We start from the raw sequence: 21373 nt of genomic DNA on the forward strand, positions 1-21373 counted from the left end.
ACGCACGGGAACGCCCCCGATCATGACTCGATGAGGAGTGCGCGTTGAGCAACGAGAGCCTGGCCAACCTGCTCAAGGAGGAGCGGCGATTCGCCCCGCCGGCAGAGCTCGCCGCAGCCGCCAACGTCACCGCGGCCGCGTACGCGCAGGCCTCCGAGGACCGTCTGGGCTTCTGGGCCGAGCAGGCCCGTCGCCTCACCTGGGCCGTCGAGCCGACCGAGACCCTCGACTGGTCCAACCCTCCCTTCGCCAAGTGGTTCGCCGACGGCAAGCTCAATGTCGCGTACAACTGCGTCGACCGCCACGTGGAGAACGGCCTGGGCGACCGGGTCGCCATCCACTTCGAGGGCGAGCCCGGCGACGGCCGTTCGATCACCTACGCCCAGCTCAAGGACGAGGTCTCGCAGGCGGCCAACGCGCTGCTGGAGCTCGGCGTCCGCAAGGGCGACCGGGTCGCCGTCTACCTGCCGATGATCGCCGAGGCGGTCGTCGCGATGCTCGCCTGCGCCCGGATCGGCGCCACCCACTCGGTGGTCTTCGGCGGCTTCTCCTCCGACGCCGTCGCCTCCCGCATCCAGGACGCCCAGGCCAAGATCGTCATCACCGCCGACGGCGGCTACCGCCGTGGCAAGCCCTCCGCCCTGAAGCCGGCCATCGACGAGGCGCTCACCAAGGCCGACGGCGTCGAGCACGTCCTGGTGGTCCGCCGTACCGGGCAGGACATCCCGTGGACCGAGGGCCGCGACGTCTGGTGGCACGAGATCACCGCGCGCCAGTCCACCGAGCACACCCCCGAGGCGCACGACGCCGAGCACCCGCTGTTCATCCTCTACACCTCGGGCACCACCGGAAAGCCCAAGGGCATCCTGCACACCTCGGGCGGCTACCTCACCCAGGCCAGCTACACCCACCACGCTGTCTTCGACCTCAAGCCGGAGACCGACGTCTACTGGTGCACCGCCGACATCGGCTGGGTCACCGGCCACTCGTACATCGTCTACGGCCCGCTCTCCAACGGCGCCACCCAGGTCATCTACGAGGGCACCCCGGACACCCCGCACCAGGGCCGGTTCTGGGAGATCGTCCAGAAGTACGGCGTGACCATCCTCTACACCGCGCCGACCGCGATCCGCACCTTCATGAAGTGGGGCGACGACATCCCCGCGAAGTTCGACCTGTCCTCGCTGCGGGTGCTGGGCAGCGTCGGCGAGCCGATCAACCCCGAGGCGTGGGTCTGGTACCGCGAGCACATCGGTGGCGGCAAGTGCCCGATCGTGGACACCTGGTGGCAGACCGAGACCGGCGCCATCATGATCAGCCCGCTGCCGGGCGTCACCGAGACCAAGCCGGGCTCGGCCCAGCGCGCCCTGCCGGGCATCGCGGCCACCGTGGTGGACGACAACGCCGCCGAGGTGCCGAACGGCTCCGGCGGGTACCTGGTGCTCACCGAGCCGTGGCCGTCCATGCTCCGCACCATCTGGGGTGACGACCAGCGCTACGTCGACACCTACTGGTCGCGCTTCGAGGGCCGCTACTTCGCCGGTGACGGCGCCAAGAAGGACGAGGACGGGGACATCTGGCTGCTCGGCCGGGTGGACGACGTCATGCTCGTCTCGGGCCACAACATCTCCACCACCGAGGTCGAGTCGGCCCTGGTCGGCCACCCGTCCGTGGCCGAGTCCGCCGTGGTCGGCGCGACCGACGCCACCACCGGTCAGGCCATCGTCGCCTTCGTGATCCTGCGCGGCGGCGCCACCGAGAGTCCCGAGCTGGTCGAGGAGCTGCGGGCGCACGTCGGCCGCACGCTCGGCCCGATCGCCAAGCCGAAGCAGATCAAGGTGGTCGGCGAGCTGCCGAAGACCCGCTCCGGCAAGATCATGCGCCGACTGCTGCGCGACATCGCCGAGGGCCGCGAGGTCGGTGACACCACCACCCTGGCCGACAGCACGGTGATGAGCCAGATCCAGGCCCAGCTGCCGGCCTCGGACAACGGCAACGGCAACGGCAACGGCTGAAGACCACCGGGCCGGTAACGGCCGACGGGTAGCCGCCACCGGCCGGTAGCGGCCGAGCGCCACTGGGACAACGGCTGTGCCCCGAGCGGTGACAACCGCGCGGGGCACAGCCGTCTCGTCAGCCCCCAAGGGACACCGGGCCACCGATCGGACCAGCCGCTACTCCTCCGGAGTGCAGAACCGGCTGGCAGGGCTTAAGTCCTTGAATAGGACAATCCGGATGTCACCTGAACGTCCCGCTAAACTATTAAGGACGCATCAAGATCCCTTGACGGGCATCGCGGGCGTCACAGGGCGCGCCGGGAAGTCTGGTCGGCAACTGCACCACCCGTGCATCCGTTGCCGCTCCCAGCCCCAGGAGGTCCCCCGTGACCGACCAGCCGCCCGTCCACGAGCCGACGACCCGCCGCCGGCAATTCCTCGGTCGGCTCTCACTGCCCGAGCGCACCTTCGTCACCGACGCCCTGCGCACCGAGACGGTCGGCGGCATGCTGCTGCTGGGCGCCGCCGTCATCGCGCTGATCTGGGCCAACGCCTGGCCGCACTCCTACCAGAGCGTGCTCGACTACACCGTCGGCCCCTCCGCCCCGCTCCACCTCGACCTCTCCCTGGCCACCTGGGCCAAGGACGGCCTGCTGACGATCTTCTTCTTCGTCGCCGGGATCGAGCTCAAGCGTGAGTTCGTCGCCGGTGAGCTGCGTACGCCCAGTGCGGCGCTGCTGCCCGTGGCCGCCGCCGTCTGCGGGGTGGCGTTGCCAGCGATCCTCTTCGCCCTGGTGAACTCCGGCAGCGGCGGGCACCCCGGCGGCTGGGCGATCCCGACCGCCACCGACATCGCCTTCGCACTCGGTGTACTGGCCGTGGTCGGCAGCCACCTGCCGTCCGCACTGCGCGCCTTCCTGCTGACCCTGGCGGTGGTCGACGACCTGATCGCGATCCTGATCATCGCGATCTTCTACAGCCACGGCATCAAGTTCTGGGCGCTCGGCCTGGCCTTCGCCGGGCTGGTGCTGTTCTGGTTCCTGCACCGGCGCGGCGTCCACGGCTGGTACCTCTTCGTACCGCTGGCCGTGGTGACCTGGGCGCTGATGCACGAGAGCGGCGTCCACGCCACGGTGGCGGGCGTCGCGATGGGCCTGATGCTGCGCTGCCACCGGGAGGGCGACGAGCAGCACTCCCCCGGCGAGCACATCGAGCACCTGATCCGCCCGCTCTCGGCCGGTCTGGCCGTCCCGCTGTTCGCACTGTTCTCGGCCGGGGTGGCCGTCTCCGGTCCGAAGCTGCGCGAGGTGTTCACCCAGGCCGCCCCGATCGGCATCGTGATCGGTCTGCTGGTCGGCAAGTCGGTGGGCGTGTTCGGCGGCGCCTGGCTGACCGCCCGGTTCACCAGGGCCGAGCTGAACCCGCGGCTCAAGTGGGCCGACATGGTCGCCGTCTCGGTGCTCGCGGGCATAGGTTTCACCGTCTCGCTGCTGATCAGCGAACTCGCCTTCCCGGACGACCCGGCGCTCGCCGCCCGGGCCAAGACGGCCGTGCTGGTCGGCTCGGTGATCTCCGCGGTGGTCGCCACCGTGCTGCTGAAGCTGCGCAACCGGCACTACCGCGCGCTGTGCGAGGAGGAGGACCGGGACGTGGACGGGGACGGCATCCCGGACGTGTACCAGGAGGACGACCCGGCTTGGCGGGCGAGGGTCGGCGAGTCGGCCCGCCCGGCGGCCGGCGGGGCAGCCGACCCCGGCATTGGTCTCGATTCCGACCCCGACCCCGACCTCGGCACCGGCACCGGCACCGGTCACCAGGGCCGGCCCGGACAGTCCGGCTGAGGCGGTGGGGGGGACCGGGCCGCCATGGCCCGGCCGAGGCACCCGGCCGAGGTACCCCGGCCGAGAACTCCGGAGCGGCCCTCCGGAAGACACCCTGAGGGCACCGGCAGGAACGTCCGGAACACCCCGACAACAGCGGTCGGCGGCCCCGGCGGAGGCGTCCGGGTGCCTTCCGGCCGCCGGGACACGTCCCTCCGCCGGGGCCCCGGAGTGGTGTCCGACTGACCGGTAGGGGCATGATTCTGAACTGTCGACAACCCACAGACGCCTCCGGACCCCCCACCGGCCCCGGAACCGCAGACCCGCGGCGGCGTCACGCCGTACAGCCGCAGAGGAGAACCGCTGATGCCCGCAGGAGCCGCAGACCCGTCCAGCAACGGCCGGGCGCCCTACGAGGGCGAGCGTTCGGTGGGGCAGCTGTTCGCGGCGGCCACCGCCGACCTGTCCGCGCTGGTCCACGACGAGATCGCGCTCGCCAAGGCCGAGATCCGGGCGGACGTCAAGCGCGGCGTCTCCGGCGGCGTCTCGCTGATCGTCGCCGGCGTGGTGGCGCTGTTCTCCATCCCGATGCTGAGCGCCGCGGCGGCCTTCGGCATCCACGCCCTGGGCCTGTCGCTGGGCTGGTCCTTCCTGATCGTGGCGGGCGCCTACCTGCTGCTCGCGGTGCTGCTCGGGATGCTGGCCTGGCGCTCGTTCAAGAAGATCGAGAAGCCGGTCCGCACCATCGAGGGCGCCCAGAAGACCGCAGACGTGCTGAAGAACGCCCGGCCGCGTCCGGCCACCCAGGAGGAGATCGACCGGGCCCTCGGCCGCATCCCGTAACCGGCGTTCCGTCACCGGTGTCCCGTAACCGGCGACCCATTACCGGGCTTCCACAACCGGATCCCGCGACCGGCGCCGGCGACCGGTGCCACCGACCGGCGTCGGCGGGCGCCGGACCCGCCGACAACGAGTGCCGGGCACGTGTCCGGCGCGCGGATGTGACACGCTCTCGGTATGCCGCTTGACCAGAAGCCCGTGCCCGCGCAGCCGTCCGCCGACTCCGGCCCCGACTCCGGCGCCGGACTCACCCCCGAAGGCCCCGTCGGCCCCGGCACCGCCCCCGAGGGCACCGGCCTGGCACCCGCACGGGAGCCCGCGGACGAGCCCCGCGAAACGGCCTCCGCCGGGGCCCCGGCGGCGGGCGGCGAGGCCTGGAGCATCCGGCAGCCCGGCCCGTGGACGCACCGCGACCTCGCGGCCAACGGTGCCCGCTTCCACATCGCCGAGCTGGGCTCCGGCCCGCTGGTGCTGCTGGTGCACGGCTGGCCCGAGTACTGGTGGGCCTGGCGCCACCAGCTGACCGCCCTCGCCGAGGCCGGCTACCGGGCGGTGGCGCTCGACCTGCGCGGCATCGGCGGCAGCGACCGCACCCCGCGCGGGTACGACCCGGGCAACCTCGCCCTGGACATCACCGGGGTGATCCGCTCGCTGGGCGAGCGCCGGGCGCACCTGGTCGGGCACGCCTCCGGCGGCACCCTGTCCTGGGTGGCGGCGGTGATGCGACCGTCCGTCATCCAGAGCCTGACCGCGGTCTCCGCCGCGCACCCGAGGGACCTGCGCCGGGCACTGCTGACCGACCGCCGGCAGTTCGCCGCCTTCGAGCACGTGCTGGGCTTCCAGCGGCCGTGGATACCGGAACGCCGCCTGGTGGCCGACGACGCCGAGCTGGTCGGCCAGTACCTGAACTCCTGGACCGGCCCGAGCGGCCTGGACGAGGCCGCCGTGCACGCGTACCGGCAGGCGATCCAGATCCCCAGCACGGCGCACTGCTCGATCGAGCCGTACCGCTGGCTGCTGCGCTCGATGGCCCGGCCGGACGGCATCCAGTTCGCCCGGCGGATGAAGAAGCCGATCACCGCGCCGACCCTGCACGTCCAGGGCGCGGCGGACCCGGTGCTGCTGTCGCACACCGCGCTCGGCGGCGGCGAGTACGTGGCGGCGCCGTACCGCTGGCGGCTGATGCCCGGGGTCGGGCACTTCCCGCACGAGGAGGCGCCGGAGGAGTTCACCGCCGAGCTGCTGGACTGGATCGGCCGCCACAAGGAGTGACCGGAGACGGTGCCGGACACGGCCGTACGTGCGGTCGACCGGAAGGGCCTTCGGACCCAACTCCCTTATTTTGATGCTCATATGACAACCGCATAGGCCAATTTCGACGAGGGCCGGGCGGTTACCTCCACCGGCCCAGGGGCATCCCTTCCGGTATGAGTTGGATGCCCGAAAGCGGCGGCGCCCCGCGCGGCCGACGTCACAACAGCCCCCAGCGCTCCGCCCACCGGCCCGACCGGGCGGACGACCTCGGTTTCGACGGCCCGGACGGCCGTCAGCGCACGGAGCGGCGGCAGCTCGGCATCCCCCGCATCCTCGGTCGGCGCGCCCGCTGGGTGGGCGCACGGCTGCGGCGCGAGACCTGAGGCGGCGCTCGGCGGCGGTGCGAGACCTGAGGCGGCGCTCAGCGGCGGCGCTCAGTTCACGATCGTCGGCGACAGCGCCGTGAACCAGAGCAGGACGAAGGTCGCCACCGACATGATCGGCACCAGCACCTCGGTCTCCACACTGTTGCCGCTGCGCTTGACCAGCACGACCTCGTAGCGCTCCTTGTGCGGCCAGAGCAGCGGCGCGCCCTTCCTGGCCAGGCAGTCACCGAGCAGGTGCGCCAGCGTGCCCGGGGCCACCGCGTACGGCAGCCGGCCGGGCGAGTCGGGCATCCAGGCGTTCGTCCCGAAGGTGCCGAGCGCGGCCAGGCCGATGACGGTGATCCACACCGTTCCCGGCCCCCGGGGGTCAGAGCGCGCAGCCCTGGGTGTCCACCCGGGCGGTCGCGGCGCCGCCCTGCTCGGCGTCCTGGCGCACCTCGGCCGCGGTCAGCACGTAGCCGGTGTCCGCGCTGTCCAGGGACTTGGCGAAGACCACGCCGTACACCTCGCCGTCCGGGGTGAGCAGCGGGCCGCCGCTGTTGCCCTGGCGGACCACCGAGCGCACCGAGTAGACGTCCCGGACCACCTGGCCGCGGTGGTAGATGTCCGGGCCGTTGGCCTGGATCCGGCCGCGGATGCGGGCGGGCTGCACGTTGAAGGCGCCGTTCTCCGGGAAGCCGGCCACGATCGCGCTGTCGTTGGTCTTCGCCTCGCCCGCGAAGGCCAGCGCGGGCGCGTTCAGCTTGGGCACGTCCAGGACGGCGATGTCGCGCTGCCAGTCGTAGCGGACCACCGTCGCGTCGTACAGCTGGCCGACGCCGCCGATCTGCACGGTCGGCTCGTTGACCCCGCCGACCACGTGGGCGTTGGTCATCACCCGGTGCGGGGCGAACACGAAGCCGCTGCCCTCCAGGGTCTTGCCGCAGGAGGTCGCCGTGCCGACCACCTTGACCAGGCTCTGCCGGGCCCGTGCCACCGCGGGGCTGGCGGCCAGCGCGGGGTCGGGGCTGTCGACCTGGGTGATCGGCTCGTGCTCGAAGGGGTTGAAGACCTGCGGGAAGCCGTTGCGGGCGAGCACCTTGGAGAAGTCCGAGAACCAGTTCGGCGCGTCGCTGGGCAGCGCGTTCTGCACCCCGCCGAGGACGGCCGAGGAGCGGACCTGCTTGGAGACCGTCGGGAGCGACGCCCCGGCCAGCGCGGACCCGATCAGCCAGGCCACCAGCAGCATCGAGACGACGTTCACCACCGCGCCGCCGCTCGCGTCCAGCACCCGGGCGGGGCGGCGACCGATGTGCCCGCGCAGCTTCCAGCCGAAGTGGGCGGTGATCGCCTGGCCGACCGCGGCGAGGACGATCACCACCACGACGGCCACCACCGAGGCCGTGGTGCCGGGGCCGATGTGGTCGAGCAGCAGCAGCGGCAGCAGCTCGACGGCGACCAGGCCGCCGCCGAGGAAGCCGATCAGCGAGAGCACGCCGACCACGAAGCCCTGCCGGTAGCCCGACACGGCGAATGCCACGGCCGCGGCGATCAACAGCACATCCAGGACGTTCACTCGGACACCCTCCCACGGGCCGCGCGCCGGACGCGCCGACGAGCGGTCACGAAGCGTCGGCGTCGCCGCCCGGCAGCACCCGGGAGTGTTCGAGGTCCCCCTGGACCAGCGCCAGCGCCTCGTCCGAGAGGTCGACGATCCGGGACGGGTCCCAGGGCAGCTCCAGGCCGCTGTGGTGCAGCACCCGGTCGATCACCCCGGCGGTGAAGCCCCAGACCAGCCGCCCGGCGACCGCGAAGGCCGGGCCGATGTGCCCGGACGGGTGGCGCAGCCGCACCCGGTTCGCCGGGTCGGCCAGCTCCGCGATGGTGACCCGGAACACCGCGCCGGTCTCGGCCGTGTCCACCGGGCGCACCGGTGTCTCCTCGCGCCACCAGCCGAGCACCGGGGTCACCACGAAGCTGCTGACCGGGATGAACAGCCGGGGCAGTTCCGCGAACACCTGCACCCCGGCCGGGTCCAGACCGGTCTCCTCCCAGGCCTCGCGCAGCGCCGCCGCGATCGGGCCCGGGCCGTTCGGATCGCCGTCCTCCGGGTCCAGCACCCCGCCCGGGAAGGACGGCTGCCCGGCGTGCGAGCGCAGCGAGCGGGCCCGCTCGATCAGCAGCAGGTCCGGCCCCTGCGGCCCCTCGCCGAAGAGCATCAGCACGGCCGCCGGCCGGCCGCCCTCGACCGGCGGCAGGAAGCGGCTCAGCTGCTCCGGCAGCACCCGCTCGGCCGCCTCCCGGACCGGCTGCAGCCAGGCCGGCAGCCCGTCCGGCTCGATGCCCCGCACGACTCCCCCGGCGTCCGGCCCGGGGTGCCCCCACCGGCCGCTCACGCGTCCACCGCCAGGTCCGCGACCCGGCCGTGGTGGACGGCGGCGTCCGCTCGGGCGGCCGCCTCACCGGGGAAGTCGGCCGGCGGCCGCAGCCGCTGACCGGGATGGCCTCCCATCTCGTACTTCAACAGCTTGCGGGCCTTCTCCGGGTCGGTCTCCCCCTCGCCGTACGAGGGGCAGAGCGGCGCGATCGGGCAGGCGCCGCAGGCGGGCCGCTGGGAGTGGCAGATCCGGCGGCCGTGGAAGACCACCCGGTGCGAGAGCATCGTCCACTCCGACTTCGGGAAGATCTCGGCGACGGCCGCCTCGACCTTCACCGGGTCCTCCTCGGTGGTCCAGCCGAACCGCCGGGCCAGCCGTCCGAAGTGGGTGTCCACGGTGATGCCGGGGACCCCGAAGGCGTTGCCGAGGACGACGTTGGCGGTCTTGCGGCCGACGCCGGGCAGGGTCACCAGGTCGGCCAGCCGGCCGGGGACCTCGCCGCCGAACTCGTCGCGCAGCGCCGCCGAGAGGCCGAGGAGCGACTTCGCCTTGTTCCGGAAGAAGCCGGTCGGGCGGATGATCTCCTCCAGCTCCTCCGGGTTCGCCGCCGCCATGTCCTCCGGCGTCGGGTACTTCGCGAACAGTGCCGGGGTGGTCTGGTTCACCCGCAGGTCGGTGGTCTGCGCCGACAGCACGGTGGCCACCAGCAGCTGGAACGGGTTCTCGAAGTCCAGCTCCGGGTGCGCGTACGGGTACAGCTCCGCCAGCTCGCGGTTGATCCGCCGGGCCCGCCGCACCATCGCCAGGCGCGATTCCGGTTTCCTCGGCCTCGCCGCCGCCTTCTTCGCCACCGGCCTCTGCGCCGCGGCCTTCCGGACCTTGCTCTCTGCCATGCACGAAGGCTACGCCGACCGGCGGACCGCTTGGGGCCGATCAAGCACGGAAACCCGCCCTGGCATGGGCTGTTGTCCAATGAACTCCGCCCGTGGCCGTCACCTGACAGGTGGCGGGTCGATCGCCGAGGAGACGGGCCGGCTGCCCTGGCTCCGCCCCGTTCCGGTGGCCCCGCGCCATCGGGTTGACGGGCCGCTCGTTTCGCCCGGATCCGGCCGTGGACGGCACGAAACGAGGCCCGCCGGAGCCTTCCTTCGTCAACGAACGGAATTCCGGCCGATCCGCCCGGAGCGAGGCTCGCGACGAGTCACGAGCACGGTTCTCCGTCGGAGCGGCGTTCCCGATGCCGTGCCACCGGACGGCGGCTCAGCCCAGGGTGCGGCCGATCGTTCCCTCAAGACTGTTCAGCAGGCCGCTGAGGGACTCGGCGAGGCGGTCCTGCTCGGCGGGGGTGAGGCCGGCCAGCAGGGCCCGGTCGTAGGTGACGAGTTCCTGGATCAGGCCGTCCACCAGAGTCCGGCCCTCCTCGGTGAGCGCGAGGTGGGCGACCCGGCGGTCCCGGTCGTCGGTGCGCCGGCTGACCAGGCCGCGCTCCTCCAGCAGCCGCAGGCGCTTGGTGACGGCGGCGCCGGAGGCGAAGCTCTCCCGGGCCAGCTGGGTGGGGGTCAGTTCGCGGTCGAGGCGGCGCAGGGCGCCGAGGATGTCGAACTCCGCACGGGTGAGGCCGGCCCGGGTGAGCGGGTCGGGGGTCTGCTGGAGCAGTGCGGCGCAGCGGTTGATCCGGCCGAGGACGGCGATCGGGCCGGTGTCCAGCCCCGGGTAGGCCCGCTCCCACTGGCGCAGCACACCTGCGACGACGTCCTCCACGCGTGCTGCTCCCGTTCTGCGGCCTGCCGGTCGTCTGAATCCTAGGGCGTGTCCGGCAAAGCTCCGTGGGTACGGCGTTCCAGCAGGGCGGCCAGCAGCAGGTGGGCCTGCTGCTCGGTGGCGGTGGCGCGCTGGTGCGGGAGGGCGGGGCGGCGCCACTCGCCGGCGGCGGTGTCGGAGGCCTCGCGCAGCTCCAGCAGGGCGGCGGCGAGGCCGGTGCGGGCGGCGTGGGCCTCCGGGGCGTTCGCGGCGGAGACGGCGGCCAGCGCCCGGTGGCCGGCGGCCTCGGCTCCGGCCAGGGCACGGGTCAGCCGGGCGGCGGTGCGGCGGTTGGTGACCAGCAGGCAGGCCGCGAGGCCGGTGACCGCGCCGACGCAGGTGTCCAGCCAGCGGTCACCGATCAGCACCCCGGCCCGCTGCGGGCCGGCGAACTCCGTCATCAGCAGTGCCAGCGGGGTGACGAAGACCGTCGCCAGCCAGTAGCTGCGGGCGATCGTCGCCTCCGCGCCGAACTGGCAGACCAGCCCGAGCCCGATCAGCGCCACCGGGCCCGAGTGCGCGACCGGCAGCGCGGCGGTGAACAGCAGCAGGCCGAGCAGGTTGCCCAGCACCCGCTGCAGCGCGCGCTGCCAGGACAGCGTGCTGTTGGTCTGGAACACCGAGGCCGCGGTGACCACCGCCCAGTACGGCCGGCCGACGCCGAGCGCCAGCGAGAGCCACCCGGCGGCGGCACAGCCGACCGCGACCCGCAGAACGATCGGCAGCAGTGCCGAGCCGGGCCGCAGTACCCGGCGCAGCGGCGGCCGGGGGCCGCGACGGCGGGCGGCCGGCTCGGCCGCCTCCGCCTCGGTGAGGTCGAGCGACGGCAGCCGGCGGCCGCGCCGCAGGTCGCGGGCCCAGCCGAGGTACCGCGCGGCGTCCTCGGGCCGGGCCGAGTCGGCCAGCGCGGTCTCCGCCCTCACCAGCAGCCGCTCGGGCGCGTCGCCGAGGACGCGCCGCCGGGCAGGGGTGGAGAGCGCGAGGCTCTGCCAGGCCGCCTCGACCGCGCCGACCAGGGCGGTACGGGCCGCGGCGTCCGGCCGGCCGGGCCCGGTCCGCAGCAGCTTGGCGGCGGCTTCCAGGGCACGGGCGGTGGCGATCCGTTCCGGCCCGTACGGGCGCGCCAGGGCCGGGGCCATGCAGACCAGCCAGGCCAGTGCGGCGCCGAGCGCGGTGAGCGCCAGGTGCGGGGGTACTTCGGACATCCGCTGCGGGACGAAGGCGCAACTGGCGGAGGTGAAGGTGATGATCAGACTGCCGGGAGGGCCGACCCGGGCCGCGTCACAGAACAGTCTGTGCAGGGCGGCGAGCACCGCGGCCACCGCGACCAGGACGGCGGCGTCGCGGGTCAGCGCGGCGGCGGTGAGGGCGGCGCCGGTGCTGAGCACGGTGCCGAACAGCACGCCGGCCAGCATCCGGGCCCGGGCGCGGTACGGCAGCCCGTGCCCGTACAGCGCGCCGAGGCCGCCGGCCGAGGTGTAGAGGGCGAGGTCGAGCCGGCCGAGGCCGAGCAGGGTGAGGTTGAGCGCGCCGAGGGTGACCACGGCGCTGAGCGCGGGCTTGTGCCAGCCGTCCCCGGCCGGACCGACCCGAAGTGCCTGACGGAACTGGGCGGTTGTGACCATGCAAAAAGGTTAGCAGATAATTTATCCGTGAAATATATGCTCGGCTGGAAAAAGTTCCGGCGGGAGCGATGAGTTCCGCGGCGTACCCCGGTCTACCTCCATGACCGACCCGTACGACAGAAGGAAAACCCCATGAGCACCGTGGTCTCCACCGACGGCACCGTCCTCGCCTGCTCCGTCACCGGCTCCGGGCCGGCGGTCGTGCTGGTCGACGGCGCGATCTGCCACCGTGGCTTCGGGCCGGGCGCCGCGATCGCCGAGCAGCTGGCGGGCCACCACACCGTGTGGACGTACGACCGGCGCGGGCGCGGCACCAGCGGGGACACCGCCCCGTTCGCGGTGGAGCGCGAGATCGAGGACCTGGCCGCCGTCATCGCGGCGGCGGGCGGATCGGCCCGCGTCCTCGCCCTCTCCTCGGGCGCCGCGCTCGCGCTGCGGGCCGCCGCCGCGGACATCGGCATCACCCGGCTCGCCGTCTACGAGCCGCCGTTCAGCACCGGGGAGGAGCAGCGCGAGCGCTTCGGCCGGTACGTCGCCGAACTGACGGCGACGCTCGCCGAGGGACGCCGCGGGGACGCCGTCGCGGCCTTCATGGGCTACGTCGGGATGCCGGCCGAGATGGTGGACGGCATGCGCGGCGCCCCGGTGTGGCCGCTGTTCGAGACGGTCGCGCCGACGTTGGCGTACGACGCGGCGGCGCTCGGGGTCGAGACCGGCGCGGCCGTCCCGGTCGGCCTGCTGGCCGCGCTCGACCTGCCGGTCCTGGTCCTGGACGGCGGCGCCAGCCCGGAGCAGCTGCGGGCCCCGGCCCGCGCGGTGGCGGCGGCCCTGCCGGGCGCCGAGTACCGGACGCTGGAGGGCCAGACCCACGAGGTGGCGCCCGAGGTGCTGGCGCCGGAGCTGCTGAAGTTCTACGCCTGACGCCCGCGTCACCCCGCGGACGCGCGTTCGAGGACGGCCCGTCAGCCTCGGTACAGGCCGTTCAGCTCCCCGAAGCCGAGCGACCCGTCGAGCTCCGTCAGCGTTCCGGCGCCGAGCAGTTCGGCGGCCGCGCGGCGGGCCGCGGTGTACGCGAGCTGGGCGAGCCCGGTGCCGACGCTGACTCGCCGCACCCCCGTGGCGGCGAGCTCGGCGACGCCCGGTCCGCCCGCGACGGCCATCGCGTTGACCGGCAGCGGGGAGCGGGCGCACAGGTCGGCGAGGACGTCGAGGTCCAGCAGCCCGGGCACGAACAGGCCGTCGGCGCCCGCCCCGGCGTAGGCCTCGGCCCGGGCCAGCACGTCGTCGAGCCCGCCCAGCCCGAACAGGAGGACGTCGGTGCGGGCGTTGACCACCAGCTCGGGCAGCCCGGCCTCCGCCGCCGCGGTACGGGCCGCGCGCAGCCGCGCGGCCTGCTCCGCCACCGGGAAGAGCGGTCCGCCGACGGCCGTCGAGTCCTCCAGGTTGACGCCCGCCGCACCGGCGTCGACCAGGGCCGCCACCGTCCGCGCCACGTCGGCGGGCCCCGGCCCGTAGCCGCCCTCGGCGTCCACGGTGACCGGCAGGTCCACCGCCGCGGCGATCCGCCGGGCCGCCTCGACCGCCGCCGCCCGGTCGAGCCGCTGGCCGTCGCCGTGCCCGAGCGACCAGGAGACGCCGCCGCTGGTGGTGGCGACCGCCCGGGCGCCGGCCGAGGCGATCACCGCGGCGCTGCCCGCGTCCCAGGCGTTGGGCAGGACGAGCACGCCGTCCGCGATCAGCTCGCGCAGCCGCAGCGCCCGGCCGCGGGTGACGGAGATGGCAGGCGTGGTGGACATGGAGGCACCGGCTTTCGTACGGATCGGTGGGGTCACGGGCATCCTGCGGCCCGGCCGACGGCCCCGACCAGTGATTAAGCTGGGGCCGAATCTTGGCAGCCAGGGGCCCCGTCCCCACCGGGGAGGGGCCCGCATGCGCACCGAACTGCACTTCTCCGCCAACGACTTGGCGCTGACCCGGTTCGCCGTCTCCCCGATGCAGGAGGTGGTGACCAGCCTGCGCGCCCTCGCCCACTCGCCCGTCCCGGCGCTGTACCGCCGCTGGGCCGGGCAGGTCCGGGAGCGGAACGCCGCCGGGCCGGTGACGGAACGGCTGGCCGCGCTGGTGCCGCCCGACGGCCACCTGCCGGACTTCCTCAACCCCGCCCCGGCCGGCTTCTCCCCCTCCCTCGCCGAGGAGCTGGCCGCGATCACCGCCACCTCCCCCGGGCAGGTCCGGGCCGACCTCGACATCCTGGCCGCCGAGGCGGGCGGCCGGCTGCCCGCCGTCCTGGAGCCGCTGCACCGGGACCCGGCCGGGCAACTGCCCGGGCTGGCCGCCGAGATCGAGGTGTACTGGGAGCGGGCGCTCGCCCCGTACTGGGCCCGGATCCGCGCACTGCTCGCGGCGGACGTCTTCCACCGCTCCCGGCAGGCCGCGGAGCACGGCACCGCGCGGATGCTGGACGAGCTGCACGGGACGGTCCGCTGGGACGGCGCCGCGCTGCGGCTGGAGCGGCGGCACTGCGCGGTCACCCGGCTGAACGCCGGGGCCGGGCTGCTGCTCGTGCCCTCGGCCTTCGCCTGGCCGCGGGTGCTGACCCGGGTGCTGCCGCCCGACCCGCCGCAGCTGAGCTACCCGGCGCGCGGCGCGGCGACGCTGTGGGAGCGGCGGCCGGACCCGGCGGACCGCGCCGAGGCGCTGGCCGGCGTCCTCGGCCGCTCCCGCGCCCGGCTGCTGGCCGAGCTGGACGCCCCGGCCTCGACCACCGAGCTGGCCCGCCGCACCGGACTGTCCGCGGCCGGCGTGTCGCAGCACCTCACCGCCCTGCGCACCGCGGGCCTGACCAGCGCCCACCGCGCCGGGCACGCCGTCCTGTACGCCCGTACGGCGGTGGGCGATTCCCTGTTCGAGCAGGACGGACAGGTGTTCCACCGATGACCGCCCGCGGGCTCCCCTCGGCGGGCCCGCCCGGTGACCGTCCGGTACGAATGGCCCCGCACGGCACACCTCGGCACACCCCCTCCTCATATGATCGGAGCGACATGCGCCATGCTTGGTGATGCAGAACACTGAACGGAACTTGCGCCGGACGGCCCACCCGCCGTACGGCCGAGAAGGAGGAAGCACGTGGACGACGTTCTGCGGCGCGCCGCACTCTTCGCGGCACTCGACGACGAACAGGCCGGCGAGCTGCGCGCTTCCATGACCGAGGTCACCCTCGCCCGTGGTGAGTCGCTGTTCCACGAGGGCGACCCGGGCGACCGCCTGTACGTCGTGGCGGAGGGCAAGGTCAAGCTGCACCGCGCCTCCCCGGACGGCCGCGAGAACATGCTCGCCGTGCTCGGCCCCAGCGAGATGATCGGCGAGCTGTCGCTGTTCGACCCGGGCCCGCGCACCGCGACCGCCAGCGCGCTGACCGAGGTCAAGCTGCTCGGCCTCGGCCACGGCGACCTCCAGCCCTGGCTGCACGCCCGCCCCGAGGTCTCCATCGCGCTGCTCCGGGCCATCGCCCGCCGACTGCGCCGCACCAACGACGTGATGTCCGACCTGGTCTTCTCCGACGTGCCCGGCCGCGTCGCCAAGGCCCTGCTGGACCTCTCCCGCCGGTTCGGCGTGCAGTCCGAGGAGGGCATCCACGTCGCCCACGACCTCACCCAGGAGGAGCTGGCCCAGCTGGTCGGCGCCTCCCGCGAGACGGTCAACAAGGCGCTCGCCGACTTCGCCGGCCGCGGCTGGCTGAAGCTGGAGGCCCGCGCCGTGGTCCTGCTGGACGTCGAGCGGCTGTCGCGCCGCTCGCGCTGACGCCCGCGCACGCGGAAGGGCCCGTCCGGATCGGACGGGCCCTTCCGCGTCTCCCCCGGTCTCCCCGGTCTTCCCCGGTCAGTCCGAGCCTCTCCCCCGGTCAGTCCTCGGCGCCCGGGATCAGCCCGTGCTCCTCCAGGTAGTCCAGTTGGGCCCGCACCGACAGCTCGGCGGCCGGCCAGAGCGCCCGGTCCACGTCGGCGTAGACCCGGGCCACCACGGCGGACGCCGTCTGGCAGCCCGCCTCGACCGCGGTCTCCACCTGGGCGAGCCGTGCGGCCCGGTGGGCCAGGTAGTAGTCGACGGCGCCGAGCGCGTCCGCGAGCACCGGGCCGTGGCCGGGCAGCACGGTCCGCACGCCCTGGTGGGAGGCCATGGTGTGCAGTCGGCGCAGCGAGTCCAGGTAGTCGCCGAGCCGGCCGTCGGGGTGCGCGACCATCGTGGTGCCGCGGCCGAGCACGGTGTCGCCGGTGAGCACCGCGCCGTCGTCCGGCAGGTGGAAGGTCAGCGAGTCCGAGGTGTGCCCCGGGGTGGCCACCACCCGCAGGTCCAGTCCGCCGACGTCCAGGCGCTGGCCGCCGACCAGCCCCTCGGAGCCCAGCCGGTGCGCCGGGTCCAGGGCCCGTACCTCGGTGCCGGTCAGCTCGGCGAAGCGGGCCGCGCCCTCGGAGTGGTCGGCGTGGCCGTGGGTGAGCAGGGTCAGCGCGATCCGCTTGCCCCGCTCCTCCGCGAGGTCGATCACCCGGCGCAGGTGGCCCTCGTGCAGCGGGCCCGGGTCGATCACCACCGCGAGGTCCGAGCCGGGCTCGGAGAGCAGCCAGGTGTTGGTGCCGTCCAGCGTCATCGGCGACGGGTTCGGTGCCAGCACGCACAGCGCCCGAGGGGTGGCCTCGCCGCCGACGGCGGCGGCGGGGTCGCCCGGCAGGAGTCCGCTCACCGGCCGCCTCCCACGTCTCGGTGCAGGGCCCGCAGCGGCAGCGCCCGGACGAGGGCGCGCTGCGCCACCTCGACGAACGGGACCTGGCTCTCGCAGGCGGGGTCACGGGGAATCACGCGGCGGGCGGGCATCCGGGGCGCCGTCCGGCGAGCCACGTCGTTGTGGGTCATCGGGCGTCGGTCCTTTCTCTGCGGCGGTACGGGAAGGTCGTGTCGTGCGGTGGGGCTGGGTGGGGCGGATCGTGCGAGTCGCACCGGAAGCACGGGCCGGTGCGGATCGTGCGGCTCGTACGGGTGGTCCCGGAAGGGAGCAACGGTCAGGGCCCCTCGGGGAACTCCCCGTCGATCGTCAGTTCCTCGTAGCCGGGCCAGCGGACCGTCAGCCGGTCCCCGCGGACCTCGGCCCGGCCCAGGACCGGTGTCAGCCTACGGTCGGCGGCCGCGGCCAGGGCCTCGGCGGCGGTCCGGGCCGAGGACAGCTCGCGCAGCACCGTCACGGTCGGCGGCAGCATGCCGAACCGGCCCTCCCGGTGGCCCCGCACCGCCTCGGCAGGAGTCAGCCAGGCGACCCGGTCGGCCTCGCCGACCTCCAGGGCCGCGCGCTGGCCGGCCGGCAGCACGGCGACGAAGAACCAGGTGTCGTAGCGCCGTTCCTCGAACTCCGGGGTGATCCAGCGGGCCCAGCCGCCCAGCAGGTCGCTGCGCAGCACCAGGCCGTGGTCCCGGAGGAACTCGGCGAAGGACAGCTCGTGCGCCTCCAGCGCGGCCCGCTCGGCGGACCAGTCGCGCGGCGCGACGACGCTCTCGGCGTCCGGGCCGGCCAGCAGCACGCCAGCCTCCTCGAAGGTCTCGCGGACGGCCGCGCAGACCACCGCCCGCGCCGTCCGGGCGTCCACCCCGAGCCGCCGCGCCCACTCCTCGGGCGCCGGCCCGGCCCAGCCCGGCTCGACCTCGGCGTCCCGCGGGTCCACCCCGCCGCCGGGATAGGCGTACATCCCGGCCGCGAAGGCCATCGAGGTGCGTCTGCGCAGCAGGTAGGCCTCCGGCCCGTCGGCGGCGTCGCGCAGCAGCACGACGGTGGCGGCGGGCCTGGGCACCGGCGGGGTCACCGCGCCGGATTCGACCGCCCGGATCCGGGCGGGCCAACCGGGCGGCATCGGGAGCGTCGTCGCTCGATGGTCCATGCCCGGATGCTAGGGCGTGTCCGACGATTCCCGCCAGGCTCACGGATCGATCGGACACCCTCCGGCAACACCGGGGCGGGGCCGGAGGTCCTCCGGCCCCGCCGCCGCGGTCATGCTCAGGCGGACTTGACCTTCACCAGGATCTCGACCTCGACCGGGGCGTCCAGCGGCAGCACCGCGACGCCGACGGCGCTGCGGGCGTGCTTGCCCGCGTCGCCCAGCACCGTGCCGAGCAGCTCGCTGGCACCGTTCACGACGGCCGGGACACCGATGAAGTCGGGGGCGGCGGCGACGAAGCCGACGACCTTGACGACCTGCTCGACCTGGTCGAGGTCGCCGATCACCGACTTCACGGCGGCCAGGGCGTTCAGCGCGCAGATCTGCGCGAGCTCCTTGGCCTCCTCCGGGGAGACCTCGGCGCCGACCTTGCCGGTGGTCGGCAGCTTGCCGCCCACCACCGGGAGCTGGCCGGAGGTGAACACGAGGTCGCCGGTCCGCAGGGCCGGGACGTAGGCGGCGACCGGGGCGGCCACCGGCGGCAGGGTCAGACCCAGCTCGGCGAGCTTCTCCTCGACCTTGCTCATGCGTTCTTCTCCCGCTTGAAGTAGGCCACCAGCTGCTCCGGGTTGGGGCCGGGCACGACCTGGACGAGCTCCCAGCCGTCCTCGCCGAAGTTGTCCAGGATCTGCTTGGTGGCGTGCACCAGCAGGGGCGCCGTCATGTATTCCCACTTGGTCATGGCCAGACTCTAGACGAGCCGTCGCGACGATCGGCGCCGCCGACCCCGGGGTGTGTGAGGTGGAGCACAAACAGGGCATGATCGGGCCTGACGGCCCAGGTGCTCCGGGCATCCGGTGCGCTCCCTGGTTACCCTCGCGAGAGGGCACCCTGAGGAGGGGCACCCTCGTCAGGAGGGGACGCCCGTAGGACGGAGACGGACGGAGACGGAGCGTGGCACGCACCCCCGGCCAGACGGCCCGGCGCGACCCCGACTGGGAGGGCGTCCGGCTGCACGTGGTCAGCGGCAAGGGCGGCACCGGGAAGACCACGCTGGCCGCCGCACTGGCCCTGGCGCTCGCCGCCGACGGCGGACGGGTGCTGCTGATCGAGGTCGAGGGCCGGCAAGGCGTCGCCGAGCTGTTCGGGATCGCCGCGCTCCCGTACGAGGAGCGCCGGATCGCCTCGGTCTCGCGCGCCCAGCTGGCGCTGCCCGCCGGGCCGGGCGGGCCCGGCGAGGTCTTCGCGCTGGCGATCGACACCGAGCTGGCGCTGCTGGAGTACCTGGAGATGTTCTACAAGCTCGGCCGGGCCGGGAAGGCGCTCCAGAAGGTCGGCTTCGTCGACTTCGCCACCACCATCGCCCCCGGCGTGCGGGACGTCCTGCTCACCGGCAAGGCCTGCGAGGCGACCAGGCGCAAGGACCCGGACGGCCGGCGGCGCTACGACGCGGTGGTGATGGACGCCCCGCCGACCGGGCGGCTGACCCGCTTCCTGAACGTCAACGCGGAGGTCGCCGGGCTGGCCCGGATCGGCCCGATACACACCCAGGCGCAGGCCGTGATGCGGGTGCTGAAGTCGCCGGAGACCGCGGTGCACCTGGTCACCCTGCTGGAGGAGATGCCGGTGCAGGAGACGGTCGACGGCATCGAGGAGCTGCGCGAGGCGAAGCTCCCGGTGGGCGGGGTGATGGTCAACATGGTCCGGCCGCCGCTGCTGGACGCGGCGGCGGTGGCCGCGGTGGACGGGGACCACCGGGAGGAGGTCGCCCGGGCGCTCGGGGAGGCCGGGCTCGGCGGCCGCACCCGGGCCGCGGAGAAGGTCCGGGCGGCGGTGGAGCCGCTGCTCGACCCGCTGCTGGAGCAGGCCAGGGAGCACGCCGAGCGGGTCGAGCTGGAGCGCGCGCAGCGCGCCGACATCCAGCAGCTGCGGCTCCCGACGTACGAACTGCCGTTGCTGGGCGAGGGCGTGGACCTCGGCGGGCTGTACCGGCTGGCGGGCGAACTGAAGCGGCAGGGGGCGGCATGACCACCGACGGCACGACCTCCAACGGCCCGGCCGGCCCCGGCGCGTCCTCCGGCGGCCCGACCGGCCAGAGCCCGGCCTCCAGCCGCACGACCGGCCACGGCGCGGTCGGCAACGGTGCGGTCGGCAACGGCGCGGTCGGCAACGGCGCGGTCGGCAACGGGGTCCGGAGCACCGGGCGGCGGCTCGCGGTGGACGAGCTGATCGACGACCCGAAGACCAGGATCATCGTCTGCTGCGGCTCCGGCGGCGTCGGCAAGACCACCACCGCCGCGGCCCTCGGCCTGCGGGCGGCCGAACGCGGCCGCAAGGTCGTGGTGCTGACCATCGACCCGGCCCGCCGGCTCGCCCAGTCGATGGGCCTGACCGAGCTCGACAACACCCCCCGGGTGGTCAAGGGGATCACCGGCACCGGCGAACTCCAGGCCATGATGCTGGACATGAAGCGGACCTTCGACGAGGTCGTGCTGGCCCACGCCGAGCCCGAACGGGCCCGGGCGATCATGGAGAACCCCTTCTACCAGTCCCTGTCGGCCGGCTTCGCGGGCACGCAGGAGTACATGGCGATGGAGAAGCTCGGGCAGCTGCGGGCCGCCGAGGAGTGGGACCTGATCGTCGTCGACACCCCGCCGTCCCGCTCGGCGCTGGACTTCCTGGACGCGCCCAACCGGCTCGGATCCTTCCTGGACGGCCGGGTGATCCGAATCCTCACCGCCCCGGCCAAGGTCGGCGGACGCAGCGCGATGCGCTTCCTGAACGTCGGGATGGGCCTGCTCACCGGCACCCTGGGCAAGATCTTCGGCGCCCAGCTGCTCACCGACGTGCAGACCTTCGTCAGCGCGATGGACTCGATGTTCGGCGGCTTCCGGGAGCGCGCGGACCGCACGTACCAACTGCTCAAGGCGCCGGGCACGGCGTTCCTGGTGGTGGCCGCGCCGGAGCGGGACGCGCTGCGGGAGGCGGCGTACTTCGTCGACCGGCTGGCCGCGGACCGGATGCCGCTGGCCGGGCTGGTGCTCAACAGGGTGCACGGTACGGGCGCGCCGCAGCTCACCGCGGAGCGGGCGCTGGCGGCCGCCGAGGCCCTGGAGGAGAACGGTTCGGAGCACGCCTCGCCCGAGGCGGAACAGCTCGCGGCCGGGCTGCTCCGGCTGCACGCCGAGCGGATGCAGATCATGGGGCGCGAACGCCGTACCCGCGACCGCTTCGTCTCGGTGTACCCGGACGTGCCGATCGTGGAGGTGCCGGCGCTGCCGGGCGACGTGCACGACCTGGACGGGCTGCGGGCCATCGGGGACCGGCTCAACGGCGCGGTGTAGCACGCGCCCCGGGGCCGACCGGCCTGGACCGC

At 74.1% G+C, this 21373-nt stretch carries 22 protein-coding genes; 10 read left to right on the plus strand and 12 right to left on the minus strand.

Annotation, left to right across the window (positions count from 1 at the left end; genetic code table 11):
- The first annotated feature begins 44 nt into the window (after positions 1–44).
- From acs to ACIQI7_RS06490, 5 genes are all read left to right on the plus strand, one after another.
- Positions 45–2015 (plus strand): acetate--CoA ligase, encoded by a 1971-nt coding sequence (gene acs / locus ACIQI7_RS06470; protein ID WP_401105755.1) that lies wholly within the window; start codon positions 45–47, stop codon positions 2013–2015.
- A 368-nt stretch (positions 2016–2383) separates the two neighbouring features.
- A complete protein-coding gene (gene nhaA, locus ACIQI7_RS06475) occupies positions 2384–3838 on the plus strand; it encodes a Na+/H+ antiporter NhaA (RefSeq protein ID WP_401105756.1) in 1455 nt (484 codons plus the stop codon).
- A gap of 345 nt (positions 3839–4183) precedes the next feature.
- Positions 4184–4660 carry a phage holin family protein gene (locus ACIQI7_RS06480; RefSeq protein WP_387752568.1) on the plus strand — a complete coding sequence of 159 codons (477 nt, stop codon included), beginning with the start codon at positions 4184–4186 and terminating at the stop codon, positions 4658–4660.
- Between the two features lie 174 nt (positions 4661–4834).
- Positions 4835–5929 carry an alpha/beta fold hydrolase gene (locus ACIQI7_RS06485; protein WP_401105758.1) on the plus strand — a complete coding sequence of 365 codons (1095 nt, stop codon included), beginning with the start codon at positions 4835–4837 and terminating at the stop codon, positions 5927–5929.
- 155 nt (positions 5930–6084) lie between these two features.
- Positions 6085–6294, plus strand: a complete 210-nt coding sequence (locus tag ACIQI7_RS06490) for a hypothetical protein (RefSeq protein ID WP_159028462.1) — start codon at positions 6085–6087, stop codon at positions 6292–6294.
- Positions 6295–6345: 51 nt separating this feature from the next.
- On the opposite strand, the gene ACIQI7_RS06495 is transcribed toward ACIQI7_RS06490, so the two are convergent.
- The 6 genes from ACIQI7_RS06495 to ACIQI7_RS06520 all read right to left on the minus strand — a co-directional run bounded on the left by ACIQI7_RS06495 (position 6346) and on the right by ACIQI7_RS06520 (position 12079).
- Positions 6346–6645, minus strand: a complete 300-nt coding sequence (locus ACIQI7_RS06495; protein ID WP_401105761.1) for a metal-dependent hydrolase — start codon at positions 6643–6645, stop codon at positions 6346–6348.
- A gap of 19 nt (positions 6646–6664) precedes the next feature.
- Positions 6665–7852, minus strand: a complete 1188-nt coding sequence (locus ACIQI7_RS06500; RefSeq protein WP_401105763.1) for a MarP family serine protease — start codon at positions 7850–7852, stop codon at positions 6665–6667.
- Positions 7853–7898: 46 nt separating this feature from the next.
- Positions 7899–8627 (minus strand): NUDIX hydrolase, encoded by a 729-nt coding sequence (locus tag ACIQI7_RS06505; RefSeq protein ID WP_401105765.1) that lies wholly within the window; start codon positions 8625–8627, stop codon positions 7899–7901.
- A 41-nt stretch (positions 8628–8668) separates the two neighbouring features.
- Positions 8669–9547, minus strand: coding sequence for an endonuclease III (gene nth, locus ACIQI7_RS06510; protein ID WP_387752555.1), 879 nt, complete (start codon positions 9545–9547; stop codon positions 8669–8671).
- A 367-nt stretch (positions 9548–9914) separates the two neighbouring features.
- Entirely contained in the window at positions 9915–10415 is a 501-nt protein-coding gene (locus ACIQI7_RS06515; protein WP_387752553.1) for a MarR family winged helix-turn-helix transcriptional regulator, read from the minus strand.
- A gap of 41 nt (positions 10416–10456) precedes the next feature.
- Positions 10457–12079 (minus strand): FUSC family protein, encoded by a 1623-nt coding sequence (locus ACIQI7_RS06520; RefSeq protein ID WP_401105768.1) that lies wholly within the window; start codon positions 12077–12079, stop codon positions 10457–10459.
- Between the two features lie 132 nt (positions 12080–12211).
- On the opposite strand from ACIQI7_RS06520, the gene ACIQI7_RS06525 reads away from it, so the two are divergent.
- Positions 12212–13000, plus strand: a complete 789-nt coding sequence (locus tag ACIQI7_RS06525; RefSeq protein WP_401105770.1) for an alpha/beta fold hydrolase — start codon at positions 12212–12214, stop codon at positions 12998–13000.
- Positions 13001–13041: 41 nt separating this feature from the next.
- Here ACIQI7_RS06525 and ACIQI7_RS06530 read toward each other — a convergent pair whose 3' ends face one another.
- A complete protein-coding gene (locus ACIQI7_RS06530; protein WP_401105772.1) occupies positions 13042–13875 on the minus strand; it encodes an isocitrate lyase/phosphoenolpyruvate mutase family protein in 834 nt (277 codons plus the stop codon).
- Between the two features lie 133 nt (positions 13876–14008).
- On the opposite strand from ACIQI7_RS06530, the gene ACIQI7_RS06535 reads away from it, so the two are divergent.
- Both ACIQI7_RS06535 and ACIQI7_RS06540 read left to right on the plus strand, forming a co-directional pair.
- Positions 14009–15016 (plus strand): DUF5937 family protein, encoded by a 1008-nt coding sequence (locus ACIQI7_RS06535; RefSeq protein WP_401105774.1) that lies wholly within the window; start codon positions 14009–14011, stop codon positions 15014–15016.
- Positions 15017–15205: 189 nt separating this feature from the next.
- Entirely contained in the window at positions 15206–15880 is a 675-nt protein-coding gene (locus ACIQI7_RS06540) for a Crp/Fnr family transcriptional regulator (RefSeq protein ID WP_030288117.1), read from the plus strand.
- Between the two features lie 100 nt (positions 15881–15980).
- Here the strand turns inward: ACIQI7_RS06540 and ACIQI7_RS06545 are convergent, their stop codons facing one another.
- The 5 genes from ACIQI7_RS06545 to ACIQI7_RS06565 form a co-directional block, all read right to left on the minus strand.
- Complete coding sequence (locus ACIQI7_RS06545; protein ID WP_401105776.1) at positions 15981–16817, minus strand: MBL fold metallo-hydrolase; 837 nt, start codon at positions 16815–16817, stop codon at positions 15981–15983.
- Entirely contained in the window at positions 16814–16987 is a 174-nt protein-coding gene (locus tag ACIQI7_RS06550; protein WP_387752536.1) for a hypothetical protein, read from the minus strand. Before ACIQI7_RS06550 ends, ACIQI7_RS06545 begins: the two co-directional genes overlap by 4 nt.
- Before the next feature lie 146 nt (positions 16988–17133).
- Positions 17134–18000, minus strand: a complete 867-nt coding sequence (locus ACIQI7_RS06555) for an NUDIX hydrolase (RefSeq protein WP_387752533.1) — start codon at positions 17998–18000, stop codon at positions 17134–17136.
- A 116-nt stretch (positions 18001–18116) separates the two neighbouring features.
- Positions 18117–18584, minus strand: a complete 468-nt coding sequence (locus ACIQI7_RS06560; RefSeq protein WP_401105778.1) for a RidA family protein — start codon at positions 18582–18584, stop codon at positions 18117–18119.
- A complete protein-coding gene (locus ACIQI7_RS06565) occupies positions 18581–18739 on the minus strand; it encodes a DUF4177 domain-containing protein (RefSeq protein WP_094743074.1) in 159 nt (52 codons plus the stop codon). Before ACIQI7_RS06565 ends, ACIQI7_RS06560 begins: the two co-directional genes overlap by 4 nt.
- Positions 18740–18951: 212 nt before the next feature.
- Between ACIQI7_RS06565 and ACIQI7_RS06570 the strand changes: the two genes are divergently transcribed.
- Together ACIQI7_RS06570 and ACIQI7_RS06575 are read left to right on the plus strand one after the other, a co-directional pair.
- Complete coding sequence (locus ACIQI7_RS06570) at positions 18952–20025, plus strand: ArsA-related P-loop ATPase (RefSeq protein ID WP_387752528.1); 1074 nt, start codon at positions 18952–18954, stop codon at positions 20023–20025.
- Positions 20022–21341, plus strand: a complete 1320-nt coding sequence (locus tag ACIQI7_RS06575) for an ArsA family ATPase (RefSeq protein WP_401105781.1) — start codon at positions 20022–20024, stop codon at positions 21339–21341. Before ACIQI7_RS06570 ends, ACIQI7_RS06575 begins: the two co-directional genes overlap by 4 nt.
- The last annotated feature ends 32 nt before the right edge of the window (positions 21342–21373 follow it).

The sequence above is a fragment of the Kitasatospora sp. NPDC092039 genome (assembly GCF_044756065.1).
GTDB lineage: Bacteria > Actinomycetota > Actinomycetes > Streptomycetales > Streptomycetaceae > Kitasatospora.

What these genes read in the sequence shown, in the direction of transcription:
- ACIQI7_RS06480 (WP_387752568.1), top strand. Translation starts at nt 4,184, where the DNA reads ATGCCCGCAGGAGCCGCAGACCCGTCCAGCAACGGCCGGGCGCCCTAC.
- ACIQI7_RS06485 (WP_401105758.1), top strand. Translation starts at nt 4,835, where the DNA reads ATGCCGCTTGACCAGAAGCCCGTGCCCGCGCAGCCGTCCGCCGACTCC.
- ACIQI7_RS06490 (WP_159028462.1), top strand. Translation starts at nt 6,085, where the DNA reads ATGAGTTGGATGCCCGAAAGCGGCGGCGCCCCGCGCGGCCGACGTCAC.
- nth (WP_387752555.1), bottom strand. Translation starts at nt 9,547, where the DNA reads ATGGCAGAGAGCAAGGTCCGGAAGGCCGCGGCGCAGAGGCCGGTGGCG.
- ACIQI7_RS06520 (WP_401105768.1), bottom strand. Translation starts at nt 12,079, where the DNA reads ATGGTCACAACCGCCCAGTTCCGTCAGGCACTTCGGGTCGGTCCGGCC.
- ACIQI7_RS06525 (WP_401105770.1), top strand. Translation starts at nt 12,212, where the DNA reads ATGAGCACCGTGGTCTCCACCGACGGCACCGTCCTCGCCTGCTCCGTC.
- ACIQI7_RS06530 (WP_401105772.1), bottom strand. Translation starts at nt 13,875, where the DNA reads ATGTCCACCACGCCTGCCATCTCCGTCACCCGCGGCCGGGCGCTGCGG.
- ACIQI7_RS06535 (WP_401105774.1), top strand. Translation starts at nt 14,009, where the DNA reads ATGCGCACCGAACTGCACTTCTCCGCCAACGACTTGGCGCTGACCCGG.
- ACIQI7_RS06550 (WP_387752536.1), bottom strand. Translation starts at nt 16,987, where the DNA reads ATGACCCACAACGACGTGGCTCGCCGGACGGCGCCCCGGATGCCCGCC.
- ACIQI7_RS06555 (WP_387752533.1), bottom strand. Translation starts at nt 18,000, where the DNA reads ATGGACCATCGAGCGACGACGCTCCCGATGCCGCCCGGTTGGCCCGCC.
- ACIQI7_RS06560 (WP_401105778.1), bottom strand. Translation starts at nt 18,584, where the DNA reads ATGAGCAAGGTCGAGGAGAAGCTCGCCGAGCTGGGTCTGACCCTGCCG.
- ACIQI7_RS06565 (WP_094743074.1), bottom strand. Translation starts at nt 18,739, where the DNA reads ATGACCAAGTGGGAATACATGACGGCGCCCCTGCTGGTGCACGCCACC.
- ACIQI7_RS06575 (WP_401105781.1), top strand. Translation starts at nt 20,022, where the DNA reads ATGACCACCGACGGCACGACCTCCAACGGCCCGGCCGGCCCCGGCGCG.